Raw genomic sequence first — 19827 nt, 5'->3', positions numbered from 1 at the left:
AGCGGTTCCCCTTATACCCTACTTTCTCTCTACCGAGCATAAAATTAAGCTTCAGCTCACAAGCTCTATGATAGAATAGCGCTGGGCTAATGTTGGCCTTTGCATCGGAGTGATAATTCCCCCCTTATGCTAACGCTTATCGTTATTGTATTGGTCGCCATCGGCGTCTCTTTTCTCTGTAGTGTGTTTGAAGCCGTGCTGCTTTCGGTGACGCCCAGCTATATCGCGTCGCAGCGCCAGTCCAACCCGGACGCTGCCGAACGTCTTCAAAAACAGAAAGACAATGTCGAATCTCCTCTGGTCGCCATTTTGACACTCAACACCATAGCCCATACCGTAGGTGCGGCCGTGGCCGGTGCCCAGGCCGCCAAAGTGTTTGGCGATGAGATGTTGGGGGTATTCTCCGGGGTACTGACCTTCCTCATTCTATTCTTTTCCGAAATCATCCCCAAAACCATAGGTGCCAACTACTGGCGAGCCATGGCCCCCAGTGTGTCTGTTGCCCTGGTGTGGATGGAACGCATCACTCTGCCGCTTATCTGGATGTCCAATAAGGTTACCCGTTTGCTCGGCAAAGGTGACTCTGGCCAGTATATCCGTCAGGAAATGAGCGCCATGGCCAAGATAGGCCATGAATCCGGTGAGCTGGATGAGCAGGAAAGCAAAATTCTGACTCAGATGCTGAGCGTCAAGGAGATGCCGGTTACTGCCATCATGACCCCAAGAACCGTGATGTTCACTCTGCCGGCCGCCCTGACTCAACATGAATTTGTCAGCCAGCATATCAACAAGCCTTTCACCCGGGTGCCTATTTTCGACAAGGATCACGACGACATTATAGGCTATGTCAATCGTACCGATGTGCTGCTGAGTGAACGGGATAACCCAGATGCGCCCCTAGGGAACCTCAAGCGCAATTTGGTGATAGTGCCGGAAACCGCCCGCATCCTGCCGCTGTTTGAACTGATGATCAAACGCAACGCTCAGATAGCCATGGTGGTTGACGAGTACGGCAGCGGTCAGGGGCTGGTGACACTGGAAGACATAATCGAATCCTTGCTGGGGCTGGAGATTGTCGATATCAATGACCCGGCCACCGACATGCAGCAACTGGCAAGGCGACTTTGGAAACGTCGCATGAAAGACAAAGGGATCCGCCTCTCGGATGACAGAGAGCCGGTCAGCGAATCCCAAGGGCTCTGATTGCAGATTATTAATTCAGCGCTTTAACACAAATGTCATCCTAGTGGGAGATAGTGTGACAGGCTAACGACCCACCCATCAATACAGTCATCATTTTGGGGGAGCTCAGGCTCCCCCTTTTTCATCTGCCTCTGGAGGTGTACAATCCCCGCTCGCAGAATGAGGATGATATGCACACAGATTATGTTTTAAGACTTGCCCATCTCAACGATACCCACTCACACTTGGATCCCAGCCGGGTTCAGTTCAAGATTGACTCTCAGGGACGCGAGTTTGATCTTCACAGCCACAGTGGTGGCTACGCTCGGATCTCGGCTCAGGTCAAGGCCGCAAGAGACGCTGCCCAAGCACAAAACCAGCCTTTTATCCTGCTCCACGGCGGCGATTGTTTCCAGGGCACCTTGTATTACAGCCAGTTCAAAGGCCGGGCCAACGCCAAACTGCTAAAGATGTTGGCACCCGATGCCATGGTCATAGGCAACCATGATATTGACGATGGCAACGCTCTACTGGCCGGTTTTATCAAGGAGGTTGGCTTCCCTGTGCTGGCGGCCAATATGGATCTCAGCGGCGAAGCTGAAGATAAGCCCGGGCGTCTTCGAGGGCTGGACAACCTCTATGATCTGGATACTACCTCAGGCATCGGCCGCTGCCTGATAAAACCTTTCCACGACAAGCAGCTGGCGATAGTTGGTATTACTCTGGATCAAATGAAAGCCATCGCCAGGCCGGATCCCGATACCGAATTTACCGATGCCTTTGCCACTACCAGGAAGACTGTTGAAGCCCTCAGAGCCAAAGGCATAGTGCATATCATAGTGCTCAGTCACTTAGGGTTGGATCAAGACAGATTACTGGCCGAAACTATCCCTGGGATCAGCCTGATCGTCGGCGGCCACACCCATACCCTGATGGGTGATTTCCGCGGTTTTGGCCTGCCATGCCTGCCCTATGGTGAAAGCGTCAACGGCGTGCCTATCCTCCATGCCGGTAAACATGCCGAAACCCTGGGGCTCGCCGACATTCAGTTCGATGACGCGGGCCGGGTGACCCGACTCGAAGGCAGTAACATCTTTATGCTGGACCGTCAGTTTCTGCTGAGCGGCCCCCAGGCGGCCACCGAAGCCGACTATCAAGCCGCCAAGGCGATCTTGGAGCAACACCCAGGTATTCACTGGGATGATAACGATGAAGCCATGGAGCAAGTGATAGCCAACGAGTTCCGCCCGGCGATAAGCTGCATGGAAAATCAGGTGCTTGCCCTGGTATCCAAACCTCTGGTGCATACCCGTCTGCCAAGCCGCAGCCTGCCCCACGGCAGTGAAATAGCCCCCTGGGTCAGCCGCAGTATGTTTCTGGAGTCCAAAGCCAAAGACCAAAGAGTGGACTTTGCGCTGCATAACGCCGGCGGCGTGCGTCAATCTGTGCCCCAAGGACAACTGACCAAAGCCGATGTGCTCGGGCGCCTGTTGCCGTTTGAATTGCCGCTGGTTAAATATGAAATCGCCGGGGAACACCTCTACCAGGCACTGGAGTCGGCCATCAACGCCGCCACCAACAACGGTGTGCGTGGTACCGGCGCCGGCAGTTTTCCCTATACCTATGGGCTGAGATATTTCTATGATGGCCGCAGACAGCAGGGAGAAAGACTATTCCGGCTGGAGCTGTTGCGGGCAAATGGCCTGTGGCAAGCGCTGGCACCAGAGCAGCATTATGTCGGGGTGTCCACCTGCTACACCACGGCCGGGAAAGAAGGCTATGAACCTCTGCTGCAAGCCCGCTGGCAGGAGTCCATGCCATCACTGACATTGCCGGGCGCCTTCATCAACTTCCTGAAAAAGGCTCCCAAACTGGATGAGTTGCTATTGCCCCATGTGCACTATACCAGCCACAGAGCCGAAGCAGCCGGCGAATAAGCCTGCCACATTGAGCGCGGTTATCCCTCGCCCCTGTGCGGGCAAAGCAACCATTCAAGGCCATAAGCTCTGCTCCTAAACCCTGGTTGTAAGCCATTTTATAAACTGCTTTATAAACCTACCGCCTTCATAAACCTATGGTTCCATAAACCTACAGCTTCATAAACCAACCGCTTCATAAACCAACCGCTTCATAAACCAAAGTCACTGCCTTGCAGGCGCTCGGCAAACCAGCCAAGCGCCTTTCCCATCTCCCCTTTTCGCCAGGCCATATAGATGGGCAGCGAAGGCCTGGGCAAGGCCACTTCACGCTGCACCAACTCACCTTTGGCCAACGCATCCCGGATCAAATGCACAGGCAGAAAACCCACCCCTATTCCCATCTTCTGTGCGGTGATCTTGGCTTCCATCGACGACACCCGGATAAGCTGACGACTGTCAAACACCCCACTGGAGCGCTGACTCAAGGAGCGCGAGGTATCTGCCACTATGATAGATGGAAATTGCAACAAGGCTTCAGAGGCTATCTCAGTGTCAAATTGCGCCAAGGGATGCTCAGGCGCCACAACAAACACAAACTCCAGCTCACCAAGCTTTTGCAACTCATACTGACCTCTTGGCAATTCGCCCGTGACGCCTATGGCGATATCGGCGCGGTTGGAATAAAGCGCATCCCAGCCGCCGCCAAGGGCCTCATGGGTCACGCTGACGGTGAGCTGTTTACCCAGCTCAGTGAATTCTTTAATTAGTGAAAGCAGCGGCGCCTGCGGCAAAACCGTATCCAGCGCCAGGGTCAGTTGCGCCTCCCAACCGGTTTCCAATTGCCTCACGGCATCCTCAAGCCGGGCGGTGGCCGCCAGGATCTCCCGCCCCTGGGTCAACACCAAACGTCCCACTTCGGTAAGTTGAGCCCGAGTGCCCTTACGTTCAAATAATCTGCTTCCCAGCTCACTCTCCAGCTTTTGAACCTGATAGGTCAAGGCAGATGGCACCTTGAAAAGCGCCTCGGCCGCTGCCGAGAAACTGCCTTTTCTATCTATAGCATCCAATACTTTAAGCGCATCCAGGCTAATGACAGAGTGCATGACAAAACCTATGTTCAATTTTTTTGAAGTTCAATGTCAAAATGTTCCGATTTTCAGCCGCAAAGGTCAAGAATAAACTGCACAGTAACTGGACAGGAAAGCCTATCCACCCTATTCAAATTCATTGAGGACACCATTATGAAACACCTGATGATAAAACTGCTCCGCACCGATGCCGGTTTCGCGCCTCTGGCGCTGCGCCTGCCTATAGGTATCACTTTTATGGCTCACGGCGCCCAGAAGCTCTTTGGCTGGTTCGGCGGTTACGGCCTGGAAGGCACAGGACAATGGATGACCTCTATCGGCCTGACTCCCGGATATTTGATGGCGCTGATGGCCGGTTCCAGTGAGTTTTTCGGTGGCCTGCTGCTTATCATAGGCCTGCTGGTTCGCCCCACTTCCGCGGTGTTGGCCTTCACCATGCTGATGGCGATAGTCACAGTGCACCTGGACAACGGTTTGTTTATGTCCAACAACGGTTACGAGTTTGGTCTGGCATTGTTGGCCGCCACTGTATCCCTGGCGATTTCCGGCGCCGGTAAACTGTCCGTCGACAACATGATTGCCAGCAAGACACATTAATTCTCGCAAAGCACACATCTTGCTTTAAGCCATTCACTGCTTACAGGCCTTGCATCCTGGCCTGTAAGTCTGTGAAGAGCACATAAAAGACTTGTCTGCACCTTCCCAGCAGGAGAACTGAATTATGATTTATGTACGTCATGCCGATGAGCGCGGCCGGGCCGACTTCGGCTGGCTCAAGAGCCAACACAGTTTTTCATTCGGCAACTATTACGATCCAAGGTTGATGGGGGTCTCGGCCCTAAGGGTCATCAATGATGACAGAGTCGCGCCAAGCGCCGGTTTTGATACCCACGGCCACAAGGATATGGAGATCATCAGCTATGTGATTTCCGGCACCATAGCCCATAAAGACAGCTTTGGTCATGTGAAAACCCTGCCGGCCGGTGAGTTCCAACTTATGTCTGCCGGCACGGGGATCTATCACAGTGAATACAATGCCTCGGCAACTGAACCTCTGCATTTCCTGCAGATCTGGATCCAACCGAGTAGCCAGGGAGGCACCCCGGGTTATCAGCAAAAAGCCTTTGTCCAGAGTTCGGCCCTGACCCCGGTCGTCACTCCCGATGGCCGCGATGGCACCCTGTCCATCAAACAGGACGCCAGCGTCTACCGCCTGGAGCTGACCGCTGCCGAGCAGACGAGCTTCAAGCTGGCAAAGGGGCGCAACTTCTATGCTCAAGTGGTGGAAGGAGAGCTGCAATTGGCAGGTGAACCCCTGCAAAGTGGTGATGGCATTCACATCAACGAACTTGAGGAGTTTGTCATCAAGGCCGGCAACAAGCGTACTGTCGCCCTGGTGTTTGATTTGCCGTAACCAGCAGCGTTTTTGGCGTTTGCCCAAGGCCGCCCCTGGAACTTCATTTGGGTGATTTTCCAGGGCAGCTTAGGTTATAACTGCAACTGCATACTGAAATTGGTCAACACTTCCCCGTGACGTTGATGCTGATTGCGCTTCAAGGTTGTAAAGCCCTGCTTGCCGAAAAACGCTTTGGCATAGAAAGAAGCTTCAACCCTCAAACACTGCACCCCGGAATCGACGGCGTATCTCAACAGCTGCCGGTAAAGCTTGGCGGCAATCCCCCGGCGCTGGGCATTGGGGTGAGAAAAAAGGCAGTCTATCTCGGCTTCACCCGGCGCATTCAAAGGCTTTAAGTTAATAAATCCAAGCAAATTGCGACCATCTTCGGCAACCCAGAGCGCCGTCCCCTGCAAACGATTTCGCCACTCATCTTCGCTGCGCTTTGCCGGCGACCAGGCCTGGCATTGCGCCTGACTGTAATGCTCAGTGCTGGCGTTTACCACCAGATGAAACAGCTCGGCGATGGCCGCGCAGTCCTCAGGGCGACCTTGGCGAACAATAAAGCCATGCTCGATTTGAGTGGCAGTTGGTGAGTTCATGAAGACTTAACTCTTTCGTGCACCAAAGGCGCCAGTATCAGCTTCATAAAATAGCTGCCGAACATTTGGCCGGATTTTTCCTGATAGCTTTTGTGACGCAAACGAAACCCTGCACGCTCAAACACAGGTTTGGACAGCGCCGAAGCATCTGTTGTCAGGTGATGATAGCCTTGGGTGAGTGCCCACTTCTTGGTGGCTTCAAGCAAGGATGAGGCAACCCCCTGACGCTGGCTATCGGGCGCCACATAAAGGCAAGCGATGTAACCTCGCTCACGGAAGGTGGTCTCCAGCAACACAAAGCCCACACATAGAGGACTTTGCTCACTGCCCTTGAGCATCACCCAGGCCTGAGCCCGTTTGAGCCTTAGCTGCCAGTATCGCCCCGAGCGCGGCGCCGCCGACCAAGCCAGACGCTGAGCCGCATTATAGCGGGCATCATCTATGGCAGTAACGGCACTGTGGTACAGATTGGCTATCTGCTCCCCCAAGTGCCTGTGACGAGAATGAGAGTAAACCTCTACCCGCAACATGAGAATTGGTACCAACACAGTTGAATTGCAGGCATTTTGCCCGACATTTGTGCTCAGGCAAAGCCCTTAAGCACAAATAAAAAAAGCCGCGAACAGAGTCGCGACTTTAACAGAGAGTGGATGAAATCACTTCTTATCGATTTCACCAACAAACATCAGCTTGTCAAAAGTACGGTTGAGGGTCTTGCTGGTGAAGTTGTTCATCCACATCTGCTCGGTCACCTGCACCTTATCACCCTTGGCCACAGCTACCTGAGGACCAGCCGCCCAAAAGGTTTTATCGGCTTCTTTAATCTGCACATAGGTATAACCGCCACTATTCATGGTGTCGACCACTGTGCCTTCATGTACCGCACCTTGTGCCCAGGCTGAAGATATACCCAGAGCCAAAGCCGCGGTCGCCAAGATCTTTGCCAATTTTGCCATTGTCTGTTGCTTCCTGTTGTCGTTGGAAATACTGCGCCATTAAAACATGTGTTATTTCATAAATCGCTAATAGGGTTCACACTTTTGACAGCTTCACGGACGTAGCAATGGCCGCAGCATAGACTCAAGACCATTGAGCTTCACCTCATAGATAAGCGCCAATTGCTGCCCAAGCTTGCCCTCGGGGAACCCCTTGGAGTGAAACCACACCAGATAAGGCTCGGGAAGCTCCAATAACTTGCGTCCGGCGTACTTGCCAAAGGGCATGGTCTGATTGATCGCTTCCAACAACTGCTGTTCCGGCTGCATCTTCTCTCCGTTTCAGGCTAAAGTTGCCAGTATACTCCGGAAAAGTAAACTTGAGTGGAAAGCCTGCCAAGCCGCGCGGCTCAGCGCCAACTTTTGTCTGAGGTCAATTCAGCGACGTATAAGTGACCCACGACATGAATAACTGTCGAATTGATAACTCAACTAGCCTACCTGGGTAAACCGCAGCGTTAGCCTGGCCTTCAACAAAGAAAGGCAAGCTTTCAATTCAACCTACGCTTTTCAGCCAAAGATTTCCCGGCACACTATGGCCGCCAGGCTTGAACCCCAGGCGCTGCGCCAAGACTTCATCTCCCGGAAGCACCTCCAGCATCAGTTGCCATTTAGGCGAGCCCAGAAGCGATAATCGCTCAATGACAGTCTCCAACAAAAAGCTGCCGAGTCCAAGATGGCGAAATTCGGGCAACACCAGAAAATCCTGTAGCAGATAGTGTCCAGGCTCCCGACAAGATCCAGCTGCAGAGCCGCTTCGCACCAAAGCCAGCGCCACCAGTTGCCCACCTTGCTGATTTTCCCTGATACATAAGGACAACAATGGTTTGGCAGGCAAATAACTGTCATCCAGTCCATGCACGGGCAGTCCAGCCCTGTCTCTAAGCAACAAGAGTTCATGGATTGCCAGACAACACTCCTCAACTTCAAAGCGACTGGTCTGGTTAAGTACGTGGCCCATAAATGCCTCCTTGCATAAATGCAGATGGTCGGAACGTCCAGAGAAAAGTCTGGCTAGCATCCCAACATGGCAGAGTTCTGTGGCAAGGAAATGACAGTTGCTAAGCTCACCAAGCGGCATAGAGTAATAAAAGACCACTCCCTTCTCGGCCCATAGACACCCAAGCGTTTGATTAACAGCCCAATCGACAAAGATCACATTTATTTATATTTTTTAAATCTAAAAAAATACTTTTAATTCCTATATACAGTATTGGCGGTGTCATAAAAGAGACTCTGGCGGTTCGGATCCGGGCACAGTTCAGTTTTAACAAATAAATGACGCGGCAACATTTTTTTAACGACATAATTTTATTGATAATTTCTCCGGCAACCTTACTCATGGATAACACCGCCATTATTACGACAACCCAAGAGGGTAACGCCAAAAACATGACGCCACAAAAACAGTAAAAACCAATAAAAATCATCAAGTTGACCAATAACAATTTAACTTTTACATTTGTTTTACCGTTCACTGTTCACCTCCGTCAGCGAAAGCTTTTGGGAGCGCAAACAAGCAACGACACGGTAAACATTAAGTAGGGAACATTTCCGAACCAAGGAAAGTTGTAAGCCATCAGGGAAAGAACAAATAACTTAAGAACAAACTTTCAGAGGGCAAGACAATGATCATACTCGTTGGCGGTGAAAAGGGGGGCAGCGGCAAAAGCTGCCTGGCACAAAACATTGCCGTTTTTCTCACGGTAGAGTGTGGCGCATCGGTGATCATGGTGGATTGCGACCCTCAGCGAACCACCTCTGATTGGATCCAGGCCCGCAACAACGACAGCAAACTCGCCGGGATTAACTGTGTGCAACTCTATGGCAAAATCCGCAACGATCTACTGAGCCTGGAGCAACACTACGACTACGTGATAGTCGATTGCGGCGGCCAGGACAACTTGGCGCTACGTGCCACCATGTCAGTAGCCTCCCATGTACTTATGCCCCTTAGACCCAAGCGCCGCGATCTTAAAACCGTCAGCCATATGGATGATATCGTCGCCACCTGCATGATGATAAACCCCAAGATGCGCGCCTCTTTTGTTATCACCCAGTGCCCTAACCTGCCCAACCAGGCCAGCCGTATTCTCGAGGCCAAGGAAGTCTGTAAAACCTACGATATCAATGTGCTGGACGCCATTACCTACAGCCGCAACATCTATGATGACAGCGAAGAGTCCGGCCGCTCGGTAATTGAATTCGAGCCCAAGGGCAAGGCCGCCACCGAGATCCGTGCCATCGCCTGCGAAATGCTGCAGGCACAGAATGCCACTGAGATCCGCAGCCGCCTGATGACCAACCAACTCAACAGCATGAGGACTCAGTATGGGACTGGCCGATCTGAAGAAAAACGTTACGCCATCTGAGGTTGATGCCCGCAGACATATGATGGCCATGCAATCCCTGGATGAGTTTATCGACGGCGCCATCTATTACGCCATGGGACAAACACAACAAGCGGCGGTAACTATGCAGGTTGAACAGCTGTGTTCCAATACAGCTTCCACCAATCAGGAAACCACCCAGCAAAAGCTGATACCCAAACGTCGCCACGAACCTTTTCGCAAGGCGACTTTTACCCTGAGTGAAGCGGCCATCAGCCACCTGGCCGAAATGGCCAGCGATTGTGATATTGCCAAGTCACGCCTGATACGTTTGCTTATCAAGCATCATCACAGCCTGGCGCCACAAGAGCGCCGCGAGCTGGAACAGAAGTTTATGCCGGACTAACTCTTTCCCTTGAACTGCGTGGACTGTTTGACACTCCCACCCTTTGCTGACAGCCGATAACAGGTTTCAACCTCTTTGCTGTCAGCTTTTTTTTGCTTATTTTTCATGCGCCGAGCTTGAGTTATTCCCACTGAGCCCCCACAGATCTGATTAGACGCTTTAGCCATGGAGCCGGATCATGCTGGCCATTCTGATAACCCTCGCCGCCGGCGCCAGCGCCATAGGTTGGATCCTCAGCCAATCCTGGCGGGATCGCAGACGCAGAGACAAGATACGCGCCAAGCCTTTCCCCAAGGAATGGCGCACTATCCTGAAAAAACGTATGCCCTATTTCCGTTCCCTGCCCAGTGACCTGCAACTGCAGCTCAAGAAACACATTCAGGTATTTCTGGCGGAAAAGCAGTTTGTCGGTTGCGACGGGTTGGAGATAGATGATGAAATCCGCGTAACCATAGCCGCGCAGGCCTGTCTCTTGTTACTCAATCGTCAAACCGACTATTACCCTAACCTGAGACAAATTCTGGTGTACCCATCAGCCTTTATTGTTCGCCAGCAGCAGCGGGATGCCAATGGCTTGGAATGGCACAGTCAAAGGTTATTGGCGGGAGAATCCTGGGGGCAGGGGAAAGTCGTCCTTTCCTGGCAAAATACCCTGGATGACGCCGCCGATCCGGCAGACGGCAGGAATGTCGTGATCCATGAGTTTGCCCATCAACTGGATCAGGAAGCAGGCGATGCCAATGGCGCTCCCAGACTCGGTGAGTTCAACGCCTATCCTGTGTGGTCGCAGGTTTTGGGGCAGGAGTTTGCCAAACTGCAGGCTCAGGCCGCCCGTGGTGAGCCGAGCCTATTCAGTTACTACGGCGCCACCAATCCGGCCGAGTTCTTTGCTGTCATAAGCGAGGTATTCTTCGAGCAACCGCAGCAGATGAAAGCCGATTATCCGCAACTCTACCAGGAACTGAGCCGCTTCTATCGTCTCGATCCCTTGAATTGGCACTAGGTCATCCTTGCAACAGTACAATTGCACACTTCCCCCCTCCTTTGGCTCACATCTTGTGCCCAATTGGGTTAAGCTGGGTTCGATAATAAAAAATTATAATAGGGAACATTATGTTGCACCTTAAACCTTTGTTGCTGACCACAGCGCTGCTAGCGATTTACGGCCATTCAGCCTTGGCAAATAACCCACAAGCCGGCAATCAAACCGGCCAAGAGCAAAGCGGCCAGCTCGATGACAGCCAAACTCAGGCCGCTTTGGTATTGGATAAACTGCACCAAAGTGCTGCCAATGCTGACTGGGACAGTTACTTTAGCCTTTTCAGCCCGGACGCGGGATTTATCGGCACAGATGCCAGTGAATACTGGAATATGGTTGAATTTGAGCAGTATGCCCGTGCCACCCAGGGCTGGACTTACCAAAGCTCCTCACGCCGCCTGGTGCAGCACGGCGAGGTGATAGTGTTCGATGAACTGCTGGACAGCCAGTCCTATGGACTTGGACGGGGCACAGGCACGCTTGTTAAAACCGAACAAGGCTGGCAAATACTGCAGTACAGCCTGAGTTTTCCCATTCCCAACGCCCTGGCGCCCAGAATTACTGATCAGATAAAGCTGTATCGAAAAAAGCAGAAATCAGTGCCTGAAGGCAACTGAAAAACAGATATTGGCCAGCTGCACGAAGTGACTAAAGCTGTCAAAATCTTCAGGATGAATATCCCGGCCTGAACTGGCTCTGTCAGCGTAATAGACGCCTATCACCTTATTATCCACCTGTAATGGTGCCAGCAAAAAACCACTGGCGGGGACTTTTCTCGCCAGCTGTTCACCCAGTACAGCTTTGTCGGCCCCCTCGCCCTGCCAGATCAGACGCTGATTTTCGATGCAATCCTTCAGCAAGGTGCCGCGACCTTCCAGCTCGAGAATAAAGTCGTTTTTCATCTCCTCGGCGCCGTCCCCAAGCGCGATTCTCGGTTGCAACATGCGCCTGCTCGGTGACAGCAAGAGCACGGCGCAGCGGTCGAGACCAATGCCCTCGAGTATTCCCTCCAATGCCGTGGTCACTACCTTATTGAAATCAGTCTTCTCAACAGCAAAGCCGGTCAGCTCTCTAAGTTTTTTCAGCTGAAACGCAAGATTTTCCTCGCGCACCACAACCTCAGCCAACCTCTCCTGAGGCAGCAGCAGATCTGTGTCCGGCAGATACTCGATAAGTACTTTGGCACCATAGGCTTCGGCCAACTTGGCGGTAGCGTTGGAACAGCGAAGGACCCGACCCCGAAACTCATCTGTATCCAGCTTTAGCATATCGGCGGCTTGTTTAAGGCGCCGCTCCAGCTCCTCGGGTTTGAGTGAGGCGCCGGCCAGCGCTTCGCTGAGTTTATTGGCCAGAAAAATACTGCGAATTTCCGGCGTGCGTTCATCGGGATTACTGAGCGACTTGCACAAGAGTTCACCCAGGCCCCAACTGCGGGCCAACCCCTGGCTGAGCTGATTGAATGAAGTCCCGAGCGCTTCGCGCACCAGATTGAGCCTACTTACGGCATCACTCTCGGCGCTGAGGGCTGAATCCAGTTCCTCGGCCAGTTCGGCTCCCGTGCTCCAAAAGGCACTCTCACCCAGGTGATAGAGCAGCGCGGCGATAAACACCTCTTCCTGCAACTCCTCATCGTAACCGTCAAGCATCATCTTGGCCAACATGGCGGCCTGAAACGCCTGAGCCATCAACTTCAGCAACCTTTGGTAAACCGAGGGTGTCAGATTTTTGCTTTCCAGCAAACTGGAGAGGAGTTTGGCGGTAATGCAGATATTGCGGATGGTGTCGAACCCCAGCACCACAGCAGCGCGGCTGACCGTAGTAACAGGGCTTATCCCCTTGTTATAGATGGCGCTGTTGGCCACCCGCAAAATACGGGAAGTGAGCGCATTGTCGTGCATTATGCTGCGCCCCAGAATCGCCATGGAGGACACATCGTCCTTGGCGAGTTTTTCCAATGTCCTTATTGTTGAGCAAAGTGCGGGCATTTCCTGATCACTGATCCTGCGGGTCCAGTAATCCACCCCCTTGTTGGCTGATTTCAAATACGACTCAACTCTTTCAGGTATTGGCCCAGTGGTGGGCTTGAGAATGGAACTCTTGTTATGAATAAAGCACAAACTTCAAAGAAATAACACAATTACAACAAAAAAAGGCGACTCAATGAGTCGCCAAAACACAAGCAACAAGGCTCAAATGACTGGGAAGTCACAAATTACCCCCGAAAATGGCGTAGGTTCATTTCCGGGGAAGTGGCGCCCGAGGACGCCAACACAGGGGATTAAAACTGCTCTTCTTCGGTCGAACCGCTCAGAGCCGTGACAGAGGACTGGCCGCCCTGGATAACATTGGTCACCTGATCAAAGTAACCTGTACCCACTTCCTGCTGGTGCGCCACAAAGGTGTATCCCTTCTGCGCGGCAGCGAATTCGGCTTCCTGAACCTTCTCAACATAGTGCTTCATGCCTTCGCCACGGGCATAGTCGTAGGCGAGATCGAACATGTTGTACCACATGTTGTGAATACCGGCCAAAGTGATGAACTGGTACTTGTAGCCCATGTTGGCAAGCTCCTGCTGGAACTTGGCAATGGTGGCGTCATCCAGGTTCTTCTTCCAGTTGAACGAAGGTGAACAGTTATAGGCCAACAGTTGATCCGGATACTGGGCATGAATGGCTTCGGCAAAGCGGCGCGCCTCTTCCAGATCCGGCTTAGCGGTTTCACACCAGATAAGGTCGGCATAAGGTGCATAGGCAAGCCCACGGGAAATGGCCTGATCCAAACCTGCCTTCACCCGGTAGAAACCTTCCTGGGTACGCTCTCCGGTGATGAAGTCGCGATCATAGGGGTCGCAATCTGAGGTCAGCAAATCAGCAGCGTTGGCATCGGTACGGGCAATCACCAGAGTATCCACTCCGGATACATCGGCTGCCAGACGGGCCGCCACCAGCTTCTGTACCGCTTCCTGAGTCGGCACCAAAACCTTGCCGCCCATGTGACCACATTTTTTCACTGAGGCCAGCTGATCTTCGAAGTGCACCCCGGCAGCGCCAGCGTCTATCATGGACTTCATCAACTCATAGGCGTTCAGCACGCCACCGAATCCGGCTTCCGCATCGGCCACAATCGGCAGGAAGTAATCGACATAACCCTCATCTTCCGGGTTTTTGCCTTGGCTCCACTGGATCTGATCGGCGCGGCGGAAGGAGTTATTTATTCGCCCCACTACGGCAGGCACGGAGTTGGCCGGATAGAGTGACTGATCCGGATACATGGTGCCCGCCAGGTTGGCATCGGCCGCCACCTGCCAGCCTGAAAGGTAGATGGCCTCGATACCGGCCTTGGCCTGCTGCACCGCCTGACCGCCGGTCAAAGCGCCGAGAGAGTTGACATAGCCCTTCTTGGCGCCACCGTTAACCAGCTCCCACAACTTGGCTGCGCCGCGCTTGGCGATGGTGTTTTCAGGAACCACTGAACCGCGCAATGCCACAACCTCTTCGGCGGTAAATGGACGGCGAACGCCCTGCCAACGTGGATTTTCAGCCCAATCCTTTTTCAAAGCTTCTATCTGCGCCTGACGTGAATTCTGTGTTGCCTTGGTCATTTTAACTCTCCTTCGTAGGGTAATTTGGCAGCCCCCAGCCCCCGCGGGCAACTGCCGTAAATGGTTATTGGGTTACTGGGTAAGCAGCTCGTAGCCCGGCAAGGTCAGGAAGGTCACCAGCTCATCGGCGGTGGTGATCTCTTCCAATAAACTTGCCGCCCGCTTGAATTGACCGTTATCAAAACGCTCGCTGCCGAGCTCTTCACGCACATTGGCCAACTCTTCTTTCAACATGGCGCTGAACAGTGCCTTGGTCACCGGCTTGCCGTTGGAAAGCTTTTGTCCGTGCTGGATCCATTGCCAGATAGAGGCGCGGCTGATTTCTGCTGTGGCTGCATCTTCCATCAAGCCATAGATGGGCACACAACCATTACCGCCAATCCAGGCTTCTATGTACTGCAATGCAATACGGATATTGAGTCGCATCCCCTCTTCGGTGCGCTCACCATCACAGGGTTTGAGCAGCTCGGCCGCCAGGATGGGTGCATCCACGTCGCGGGTGATATGCAGCTGGTTGGCGTGCTCTTCACCTATATATTCGTTGAAAATTCCCATGGCCGTATCAGCCAGGCCAGGGTGCGCCACCCAGGTGCCGTCATGGCCGTTTCGGGCCTCAAGCTCTTTGTCCTTGCGAACCCGCTCCAGTACCTGGGCATTGGTTTGCGGATCCTTGGCGGGAATAAAGGCCGCCATGCCGCCCATCGCCAGCGCGCCACGCTTGTGACAGGTCTTGATCAGCAGACGTGAATAAGCGCTGAGGAACGGTTTATCCATGGTCACTTGCTGGCGGTCCGGCAAAATACGATCCGGATGCTTCTTCAAGGTTTTGATATAGCTGAAAATGTAATCCCACCGGCCACAGTTGAGCGCCACTATGTTGGAGCGCAGTTCATAGAGGATCTCCTCCATCTCGAACACGGCCGGCAGGGTTTCAATCAGGCAGGTGCACTTGATGGTGCCACTCTGCAGGCAGAAACGCTCTTCGGCGAAGGCAAACACTTTGGCCCACCAGCGTGCCTCAAGATGGCTTTCCAGCTTGGGAATATAGAAGTAAGGTCCACTGCCCTTGGCTAGCAGTTGGCGATAGTTATGGTAGAAGTACAAAGCAAAATCGAATAAGCAGCCGGGAATGGACTTACCGTTGAATTCGACATGCGCTTCCGGCAGGTGCAGCCCACGCACCCGGGCAATCAATACCGCAGGGTTGGCCTGCAATTGATAATGTTTGCCGGTTTCCGGCGCGGTAAAATCAATTTCACCGCGGACGGCGTCACGCAGGTTGATTTGGCCCTCGACCACTTTCTGCCAGCTGGGTGCCAGCGAATCTTCGAAGTCGGCCATAAAGACTTTTACATTGGCGTTGAGCGCATTGATGATCATCTTGCGATCCACAGGCCCGGTGATCTCGACCCGTCTATCTTTAAGATCCGCCGGTATACCGCGAATTTGCCAATCACCATCTCGAATGGCTCGGGTTTGCGGTAAAAAGTCCGGTAACTCACCACCGTCTATCCGCAGCTGACGTTGCTCACGCTTTTCCAGCAAACTGGTCACTTCCGGAGCAAACTCCCGACACAGAGCCTCGAGGAAGTTGAGCGCACCTTCAGTAAAAAGGCTTTGCTGTTGTGGTATTTCGGCCCCCTTTATACTGAGCCCTTGCTGTGCGACTGTCTCTGCTATCATCTTGCTGTCTCCCTGGGAGGCAGAATAAAGCCTGCCAAACCCTGCAAATGTTCGTTTCGTACTAAAACCTATCGATAAACATTTGTGTTTGCAACAGTCAAAACGTCGAAAAAACCGGCAAAACCTAGGCTTCAACTTGACTTAAAATTGGTATGACCAAGCAAAAAATGGAACACCAAGATATTGTTTTACAAGAAAAAATTAAAACAACAAAAAGACTTAACCTGCAGATTACAGAAAAATGTCAGACAACTTTACCACATTGGCAACAAAGTAATTTGTTACGTAATTAAATAACCAAATGAAATTTATAGTTTCCACAAAATATCATTAAAACTTAGGTCTAATCCGTTAATATCCGTTTCGAACTCTCGTCAGGGTCAACTTTAAATAACCAACAAAAACAAATAGCTAACAAAAACGCAACCACAACCAAAATCAAACGATCGTTTTAATCTTACCTTTACGTAAAGGTTAAAATTAAATGTGATCAAGATCCGTTTTTCACGACTTGCGTATAGTGATCAACACAGGCAGGTACTTTGGTCAGTCTCAATAAAAAAACGATTTTTTTTAAATTTTTTTCAAAAACTTGCCTCTTTAGGCTCTCGAAAGCGGATCCATGTGGCCTAGTCAAAAAACACCCAGCCAACCGATACAGTTTGAAACTTTTGTTGCAACACAAATAAAAACCATTATCATTCGCACCCTACTTTCGAGGGGATGATCTCAAATGCAGCAATCCGCAATATCTCTGGCGGTGACGGCTTGTCTGTCACTGACCATGGCACAGGCCACACAGGCAAACGAAACAACTCAACCACCACAGGTTTCACAGGATGTAGAACGTATTACCGTTTATGGTAAACAGAACAAAGTGGTAATGAATTCAGGACTGGCGACCAAATCAGACATGTCGCTGATGGAAACCCCGGCTGCCTTGGTGGTGATAGATAAAGAGCTGTTTGCCGCCCAGGGAGCCGACTCGCTGCAGGATCTGGTGCGTAACATCAGTGGTGTTACCCAAGCCGGCAACAACTACGGCATAGGTGATAACCTGGTGATCCGTGGCCTGGACGCCAACTACACTTATGACGGTATGTACGGCGGCGCGGGACTCGGCAACAGTTTTAATCCCACCCGCTCCATGACCAATGTGGAAGCGGTTGAGGTGCTCAAAGGCCCGGCGACCGGGCTTTATGGTATGGGCAGCGCCGGCGGGATCATCAACCTTATTGAAAAGAAACCTCAATTTCAGGACAGCACAGAAGTCAGCGCCGAACTGGGCTCATGGAACAGTTACAGCCTGGGGCTCGACTCTACCGGAGGCTTGAGCGACACCCTGGCCTATCGTCTGGTGGCCAAACATGCCCGTAGCGATGGCTATCGTGATATCGGCAGCGACAGAGATGAAGTCTATGCCTCGTTGAAAATTCTGCCTTCAAACGCTCAAGATTTGGTGCTGTCGGCCGCCTGGATTAAAGACTCTGTGCAGGTAGACTCTGTAGGCCACCCGATACGTATCTACAACGCCGCCTCTACCGGTGGCCTGAGCGGCGCACAAGTCAGCTGGCAAGATTTGATTAACGACCCTAATGGTGCCGGCATTCAACTGACCCAGGCGCAGCGGCAACAACTGGCTGATTCCCTGGTGGCGAGCGACGGTCTCGAACCCTTCGATATAGGCGATACCAGCCTGGCCTCTCCCATCAGCAGGCCCAATGAAGGCGAAGAGTGGCGCTTCAAGTTAAACCACAACATCACCCTTAGCGACAATCTGCAACTTAATCAGCAGTTACAGTATCGAGACTATCAGTCCGGGTTCATCCGCCAAACTGGCGCCTATAACTATGTGTACTGGAAACGTAAGGTCAAATCCGTGGACGTGATCAACGCCGATCCCCGTGCTCCATTGGTTATTGATGATGTCCTGTATCCTTATGCCGCCAGAAGACAGGAATACCGCAAGGTAGATGCCCACGAGAAATCCTGGCAATACTTTGCCGATATGCGCTACAACTTCAGCCTGGCAGGCGTAGACAGTGAGCTGTTGCTGAATGCCAACCTGGAAGACAGAGATATCGCTTATAAGAGCTGGGCACTGTACGACAAAGATGGCGGCGGTGAACTGCCCTATATTCTGGATATCCGTAATCCCAACTGGAGCGACAAGGCCTTTGAGGACTACAACCCTGATCTCAAGGACAACTACAACAAACAAGTCCGCGCCTGGGGCCTGGGCATGCAGTATGTGGGTTACCTGAGTGAAACCTTTACTGCCAGGGTGGGTGTGGCGTTCAATGAGATTGAACAGAAGTACAGTCATCTGGGCACGCCAAAGAAAGACCCGACTCCGGAGCAGGACAGCAAAGATCACGGCATGACCTACAACCTGGGTCTGACCTATATGCCGACCGATAACCTGTCATTTTTCATCAACCATGCCAAGGGACGCACGGCTTACAGCGTGCTGGGTGCCGTAACGGGCGCACAGAGTGGCCGCGCAGCGGATAGAAAGGATTCAGAGTCCCTGAGCTATGATCTCGGTATGCGCTTCAAGGGCTTTGATGATCAGCTGCTCGGTTCCTTGGTTCTATTCCAGAGTGAACGTACCAATTTGCGTTACAGCAACCCGGAATACAATGACAAACAAGGCGCGCCTGACTACAACATCTCAGTACCCGAGTTCTTCTACGACGGCATGGATAAGACCACAGGTGCCGAGCTGGATCTCAACGCCCACCTCAACGAAGAATGGCTGATAAACCTCAACGGTCTGTACCAGGATGCACGCAACAAAAATGACCCTAACTCCAGCAGTTACAACAGTCGCCAGAAAGGGGTTCCCCAGGTCAGTGCCAGTGCCTGGGTTACATACAGTCATCAGTGGCAGGCGCTGCCAAATCCCTTGTCTGTCAGCTTTGGGGTTCGTTATGTCGACGAGCGCAGCACCAACTCGGCTTCCTTCGGGATCCCGGATGGCAAAGTGCCCGCCTATACAGTTTGGGACTCTGCCATTGCCTACAAGGCTGATGACTGGAGTGTGCAGCTGAACCTCAATAACCTGTTCAACACCCGCTACTATGACAAGGCCATGTTCCTTGGCGGTATGCCGGGGGCCGAACGCAACGCCAAGTTGAGCGTCAGCTACCGCTTCTAAACTGCATTGGGCCAACCCAATGGTCAATGCCATACAATCAATGTCATACAATCAATGTCATACGATCAATGCCATACGATCAATGTCATATAGTTTTTTGGCAAAATCGTTCGACGCCTGCAGAAAAGAACCCCAATCCGATGGCCTTTGAGTCATCGGATTTTCTCATGCTTCCAGCAATTCCCTATCCAGCTGTGCCTTGCATCTGAGTGACGGCCTTTTACCGGCTTGAATCTTAATCCATCGCCTTTCTTAACTTGTCCAAGCCACATAATGAGCCTGTATGAAGGCTTCAGTCTGACCCATTTTTACTCTTTGGCCATTTTGCAACCAATTGCAAACCTCCCTCCTTGACCATAAAGCCAAACGCTATAATGAACACCACTGGCAAAAAACATCACAAAATAAACTTTTTCGCTACATTGG

General features: G+C 52.2%; 19 protein-coding genes. 9 read left to right on the top strand and 10 right to left on the bottom strand.

Annotation, left to right across the window (positions count from 1 at the left end; translation table 11 throughout):
* The first annotated feature begins 126 nt into the window (after positions 1-126).
* On the top strand, positions 127-1203 hold the full coding sequence (locus tag ACMHXH_RS18610; RefSeq protein ID WP_071477413.1) for a CNNM domain-containing protein: 1077 nt from the start codon (positions 127-129) through the stop codon (positions 1201-1203).
* Between the two features lie 170 nt (positions 1204-1373).
* Complete coding sequence (locus ACMHXH_RS18605) at positions 1374-3119, top strand: bifunctional metallophosphatase/5'-nucleotidase (RefSeq protein ID WP_039035117.1); 1746 nt, start codon at positions 1374-1376, stop codon at positions 3117-3119.
* Between the two features lie 191 nt (positions 3120-3310).
* Here ACMHXH_RS18605 and ACMHXH_RS18600 read toward each other — a convergent pair whose 3' ends face one another.
* Positions 3311-4204 carry a LysR family transcriptional regulator gene (locus ACMHXH_RS18600; protein WP_039035078.1) on the bottom strand — a complete coding sequence of 298 codons (894 nt, stop codon included), beginning with the start codon at positions 4202-4204 and terminating at the stop codon, positions 3311-3313.
* Between the two features lie 138 nt (positions 4205-4342).
* On the opposite strand from ACMHXH_RS18600, the gene ACMHXH_RS18595 reads away from it, so the two are divergent.
* Together ACMHXH_RS18595 and ACMHXH_RS18590 are read left to right on the top strand one after the other, a co-directional pair.
* Positions 4343-4786, top strand: coding sequence for a DoxX family protein (locus ACMHXH_RS18595; RefSeq protein WP_335911613.1), 444 nt, complete (start codon positions 4343-4345; stop codon positions 4784-4786).
* Between the two features lie 124 nt (positions 4787-4910).
* A complete protein-coding gene (locus ACMHXH_RS18590) occupies positions 4911-5603 on the top strand; it encodes a pirin family protein (protein ID WP_039035080.1) in 693 nt (230 codons plus the stop codon).
* A 74-nt stretch (positions 5604-5677) separates the two neighbouring features.
* On the opposite strand, the gene ACMHXH_RS18585 is transcribed toward ACMHXH_RS18590, so the two are convergent.
* The 6 genes from ACMHXH_RS18585 to ACMHXH_RS18560 form a co-directional block, all read right to left on the bottom strand.
* Positions 5678-6187: a GNAT family N-acetyltransferase gene (locus ACMHXH_RS18585; RefSeq protein ID WP_052248190.1), complete on the bottom strand. Its 510-nt coding sequence runs from the start codon at positions 6185-6187 to the stop codon at positions 5678-5680.
* Positions 6184-6735 carry a GNAT family N-acetyltransferase gene (locus ACMHXH_RS18580; protein WP_233962487.1) on the bottom strand — a complete coding sequence of 184 codons (552 nt, stop codon included), beginning with the start codon at positions 6733-6735 and terminating at the stop codon, positions 6184-6186. Before ACMHXH_RS18580 ends, ACMHXH_RS18585 begins: the two co-directional genes overlap by 4 nt.
* 108 nt (positions 6736-6843) lie before the next feature.
* Positions 6844-7143 carry a hypothetical protein gene (locus ACMHXH_RS18575; protein WP_039035081.1) on the bottom strand — a complete coding sequence of 100 codons (300 nt, stop codon included), beginning with the start codon at positions 7141-7143 and terminating at the stop codon, positions 6844-6846.
* A gap of 93 nt (positions 7144-7236) precedes the next feature.
* Complete coding sequence (locus tag ACMHXH_RS18570) at positions 7237-7452, bottom strand: DUF3820 family protein (RefSeq protein WP_028779188.1); 216 nt, start codon at positions 7450-7452, stop codon at positions 7237-7239.
* 226 nt (positions 7453-7678) lie between these two features.
* The gene (locus tag ACMHXH_RS18565; protein WP_039035082.1) at positions 7679-8143 is read right to left on the bottom strand and encodes a GNAT family N-acetyltransferase; all 465 of its coding nucleotides are present in this window, start codon (positions 8141-8143) and stop codon (positions 7679-7681) included.
* 172 nt (positions 8144-8315) lie between these two features.
* On the bottom strand, positions 8316-8660 hold the full coding sequence (locus tag ACMHXH_RS18560; RefSeq protein ID WP_143078492.1) for a hypothetical protein: 345 nt from the start codon (positions 8658-8660) through the stop codon (positions 8316-8318).
* 150 nt (positions 8661-8810) lie between these two features.
* Here ACMHXH_RS18560 and ACMHXH_RS18555 point away from each other — a divergent pair, with 150 nt between their 5' ends.
* The 4 genes from ACMHXH_RS18555 to ACMHXH_RS18540 all read left to right on the top strand — a co-directional run bounded on the left by ACMHXH_RS18555 (position 8811) and on the right by ACMHXH_RS18540 (position 11574).
* Positions 8811-9554 carry an AAA family ATPase gene (locus ACMHXH_RS18555; protein ID WP_039035083.1) on the top strand — a complete coding sequence of 248 codons (744 nt, stop codon included), beginning with the start codon at positions 8811-8813 and terminating at the stop codon, positions 9552-9554.
* Entirely contained in the window at positions 9514-9918 is a 405-nt protein-coding gene (locus ACMHXH_RS18550; RefSeq protein ID WP_234500874.1) for a CopG family transcriptional regulator, read from the top strand. The genes ACMHXH_RS18555 and ACMHXH_RS18550 overlap by 41 nt, the downstream gene beginning before the upstream one ends.
* Positions 9919-10096: 178 nt before the next feature.
* A complete protein-coding gene (locus ACMHXH_RS18545; protein ID WP_039035085.1) occupies positions 10097-10921 on the top strand; it encodes a zinc-dependent peptidase in 825 nt (274 codons plus the stop codon).
* Between the two features lie 110 nt (positions 10922-11031).
* Positions 11032-11574 (top strand): nuclear transport factor 2 family protein, encoded by a 543-nt coding sequence (locus tag ACMHXH_RS18540; protein ID WP_052248192.1) that lies wholly within the window; start codon positions 11032-11034, stop codon positions 11572-11574.
* Here ACMHXH_RS18540 and ACMHXH_RS18535 read toward each other — a convergent pair.
* The 3 genes from ACMHXH_RS18535 to aceB all read right to left on the bottom strand — a co-directional run bounded on the left by ACMHXH_RS18535 (position 11554) and on the right by aceB (position 16241).
* A complete protein-coding gene (locus ACMHXH_RS18535) occupies positions 11554-12942 on the bottom strand; it encodes an HDOD domain-containing protein (RefSeq protein ID WP_319619972.1) in 1389 nt (462 codons plus the stop codon). The genes ACMHXH_RS18540 and ACMHXH_RS18535 overlap by 21 nt on opposite strands.
* A 293-nt stretch (positions 12943-13235) precedes the next feature.
* The gene (gene aceA / locus ACMHXH_RS18530; protein ID WP_039035087.1) at positions 13236-14558 is read right to left on the bottom strand and encodes an isocitrate lyase; all 1323 of its coding nucleotides are present in this window, start codon (positions 14556-14558) and stop codon (positions 13236-13238) included.
* 72 nt (positions 14559-14630) lie between these two features.
* On the bottom strand, positions 14631-16241 hold the full coding sequence (aceB, locus tag ACMHXH_RS18525; protein WP_071477420.1) for a malate synthase A: 1611 nt from the start codon (positions 16239-16241) through the stop codon (positions 14631-14633).
* A gap of 733 nt (positions 16242-16974) precedes the next feature.
* On the opposite strand from aceB, the gene ACMHXH_RS18520 reads away from it, so the two are divergent.
* Positions 16975-19401: a TonB-dependent receptor gene (locus ACMHXH_RS18520; protein WP_144361866.1), complete on the top strand. Its 2427-nt coding sequence runs from the start codon at positions 16975-16977 to the stop codon at positions 19399-19401.
* The last annotated feature ends 426 nt before the right edge of the window (positions 19402-19827 follow it).

It is taken from the genome of Shewanella sp. BJSY2023SW001 (genome assembly GCF_047314685.1).
Taxonomy (GTDB): Bacteria; Pseudomonadota; Gammaproteobacteria; order Enterobacterales; family Shewanellaceae; genus Shewanella; species Shewanella indica.
Note: the sequence above shows the minus strand (reverse complement) of the source record. Positions and strands in the feature narration are given on the sequence as shown.

Excerpts from the sequence above, each read along its gene's own strand:
- ACMHXH_RS18610 (WP_071477413.1), top strand. The coding sequence starts at position 127 with ATGCTAACGCTTATCGTTATTGTATTGGTCGCCATCGGCGTCTCTTTT.
- ACMHXH_RS18550 (WP_234500874.1), top strand. The coding sequence starts at position 9,514 with ATGGGACTGGCCGATCTGAAGAAAAACGTTACGCCATCTGAGGTTGAT.
- aceA (WP_039035087.1), bottom strand. The coding sequence starts at position 14,558 with ATGACCAAGGCAACACAGAATTCACGTCAGGCGCAGATAGAAGCTTTG.
- ACMHXH_RS18540 (WP_052248192.1), top strand. The coding sequence starts at position 11,032 with ATGTTGCACCTTAAACCTTTGTTGCTGACCACAGCGCTGCTAGCGATT.
- ACMHXH_RS18545 (WP_039035085.1), top strand. The coding sequence starts at position 10,097 with ATGCTGGCCATTCTGATAACCCTCGCCGCCGGCGCCAGCGCCATAGGT.
- ACMHXH_RS18595 (WP_335911613.1), top strand. The coding sequence starts at position 4,343 with ATGAAACACCTGATGATAAAACTGCTCCGCACCGATGCCGGTTTCGCG.
- ACMHXH_RS18600 (WP_039035078.1), bottom strand. The coding sequence starts at position 4,204 with ATGCACTCTGTCATTAGCCTGGATGCGCTTAAAGTATTGGATGCTATA.
- ACMHXH_RS18570 (WP_028779188.1), bottom strand. The coding sequence starts at position 7,452 with ATGCAGCCGGAACAGCAGTTGTTGGAAGCGATCAATCAGACCATGCCC.
- ACMHXH_RS18535 (WP_319619972.1), bottom strand. The coding sequence starts at position 12,942 with ATGCCCGCACTTTGCTCAACAATAAGGACATTGGAAAAACTCGCCAAG.
- ACMHXH_RS18585 (WP_052248190.1), bottom strand. The coding sequence starts at position 6,187 with ATGAACTCACCAACTGCCACTCAAATCGAGCATGGCTTTATTGTTCGC.
- ACMHXH_RS18575 (WP_039035081.1), bottom strand. The coding sequence starts at position 7,143 with ATGGCAAAATTGGCAAAGATCTTGGCGACCGCGGCTTTGGCTCTGGGT.
- ACMHXH_RS18590 (WP_039035080.1), top strand. The coding sequence starts at position 4,911 with ATGATTTATGTACGTCATGCCGATGAGCGCGGCCGGGCCGACTTCGGC.
- ACMHXH_RS18605 (WP_039035117.1), top strand. The coding sequence starts at position 1,374 with ATGCACACAGATTATGTTTTAAGACTTGCCCATCTCAACGATACCCAC.
- aceB (WP_071477420.1), bottom strand. The coding sequence starts at position 16,241 with ATGATAGCAGAGACAGTCGCACAGCAAGGGCTCAGTATAAAGGGGGCC.
- ACMHXH_RS18555 (WP_039035083.1), top strand. The coding sequence starts at position 8,811 with ATGATCATACTCGTTGGCGGTGAAAAGGGGGGCAGCGGCAAAAGCTGC.
- ACMHXH_RS18520 (WP_144361866.1), top strand. The coding sequence starts at position 16,975 with ATGCAGCAATCCGCAATATCTCTGGCGGTGACGGCTTGTCTGTCACTG.
- ACMHXH_RS18565 (WP_039035082.1), bottom strand. The coding sequence starts at position 8,143 with ATGGGCCACGTACTTAACCAGACCAGTCGCTTTGAAGTTGAGGAGTGT.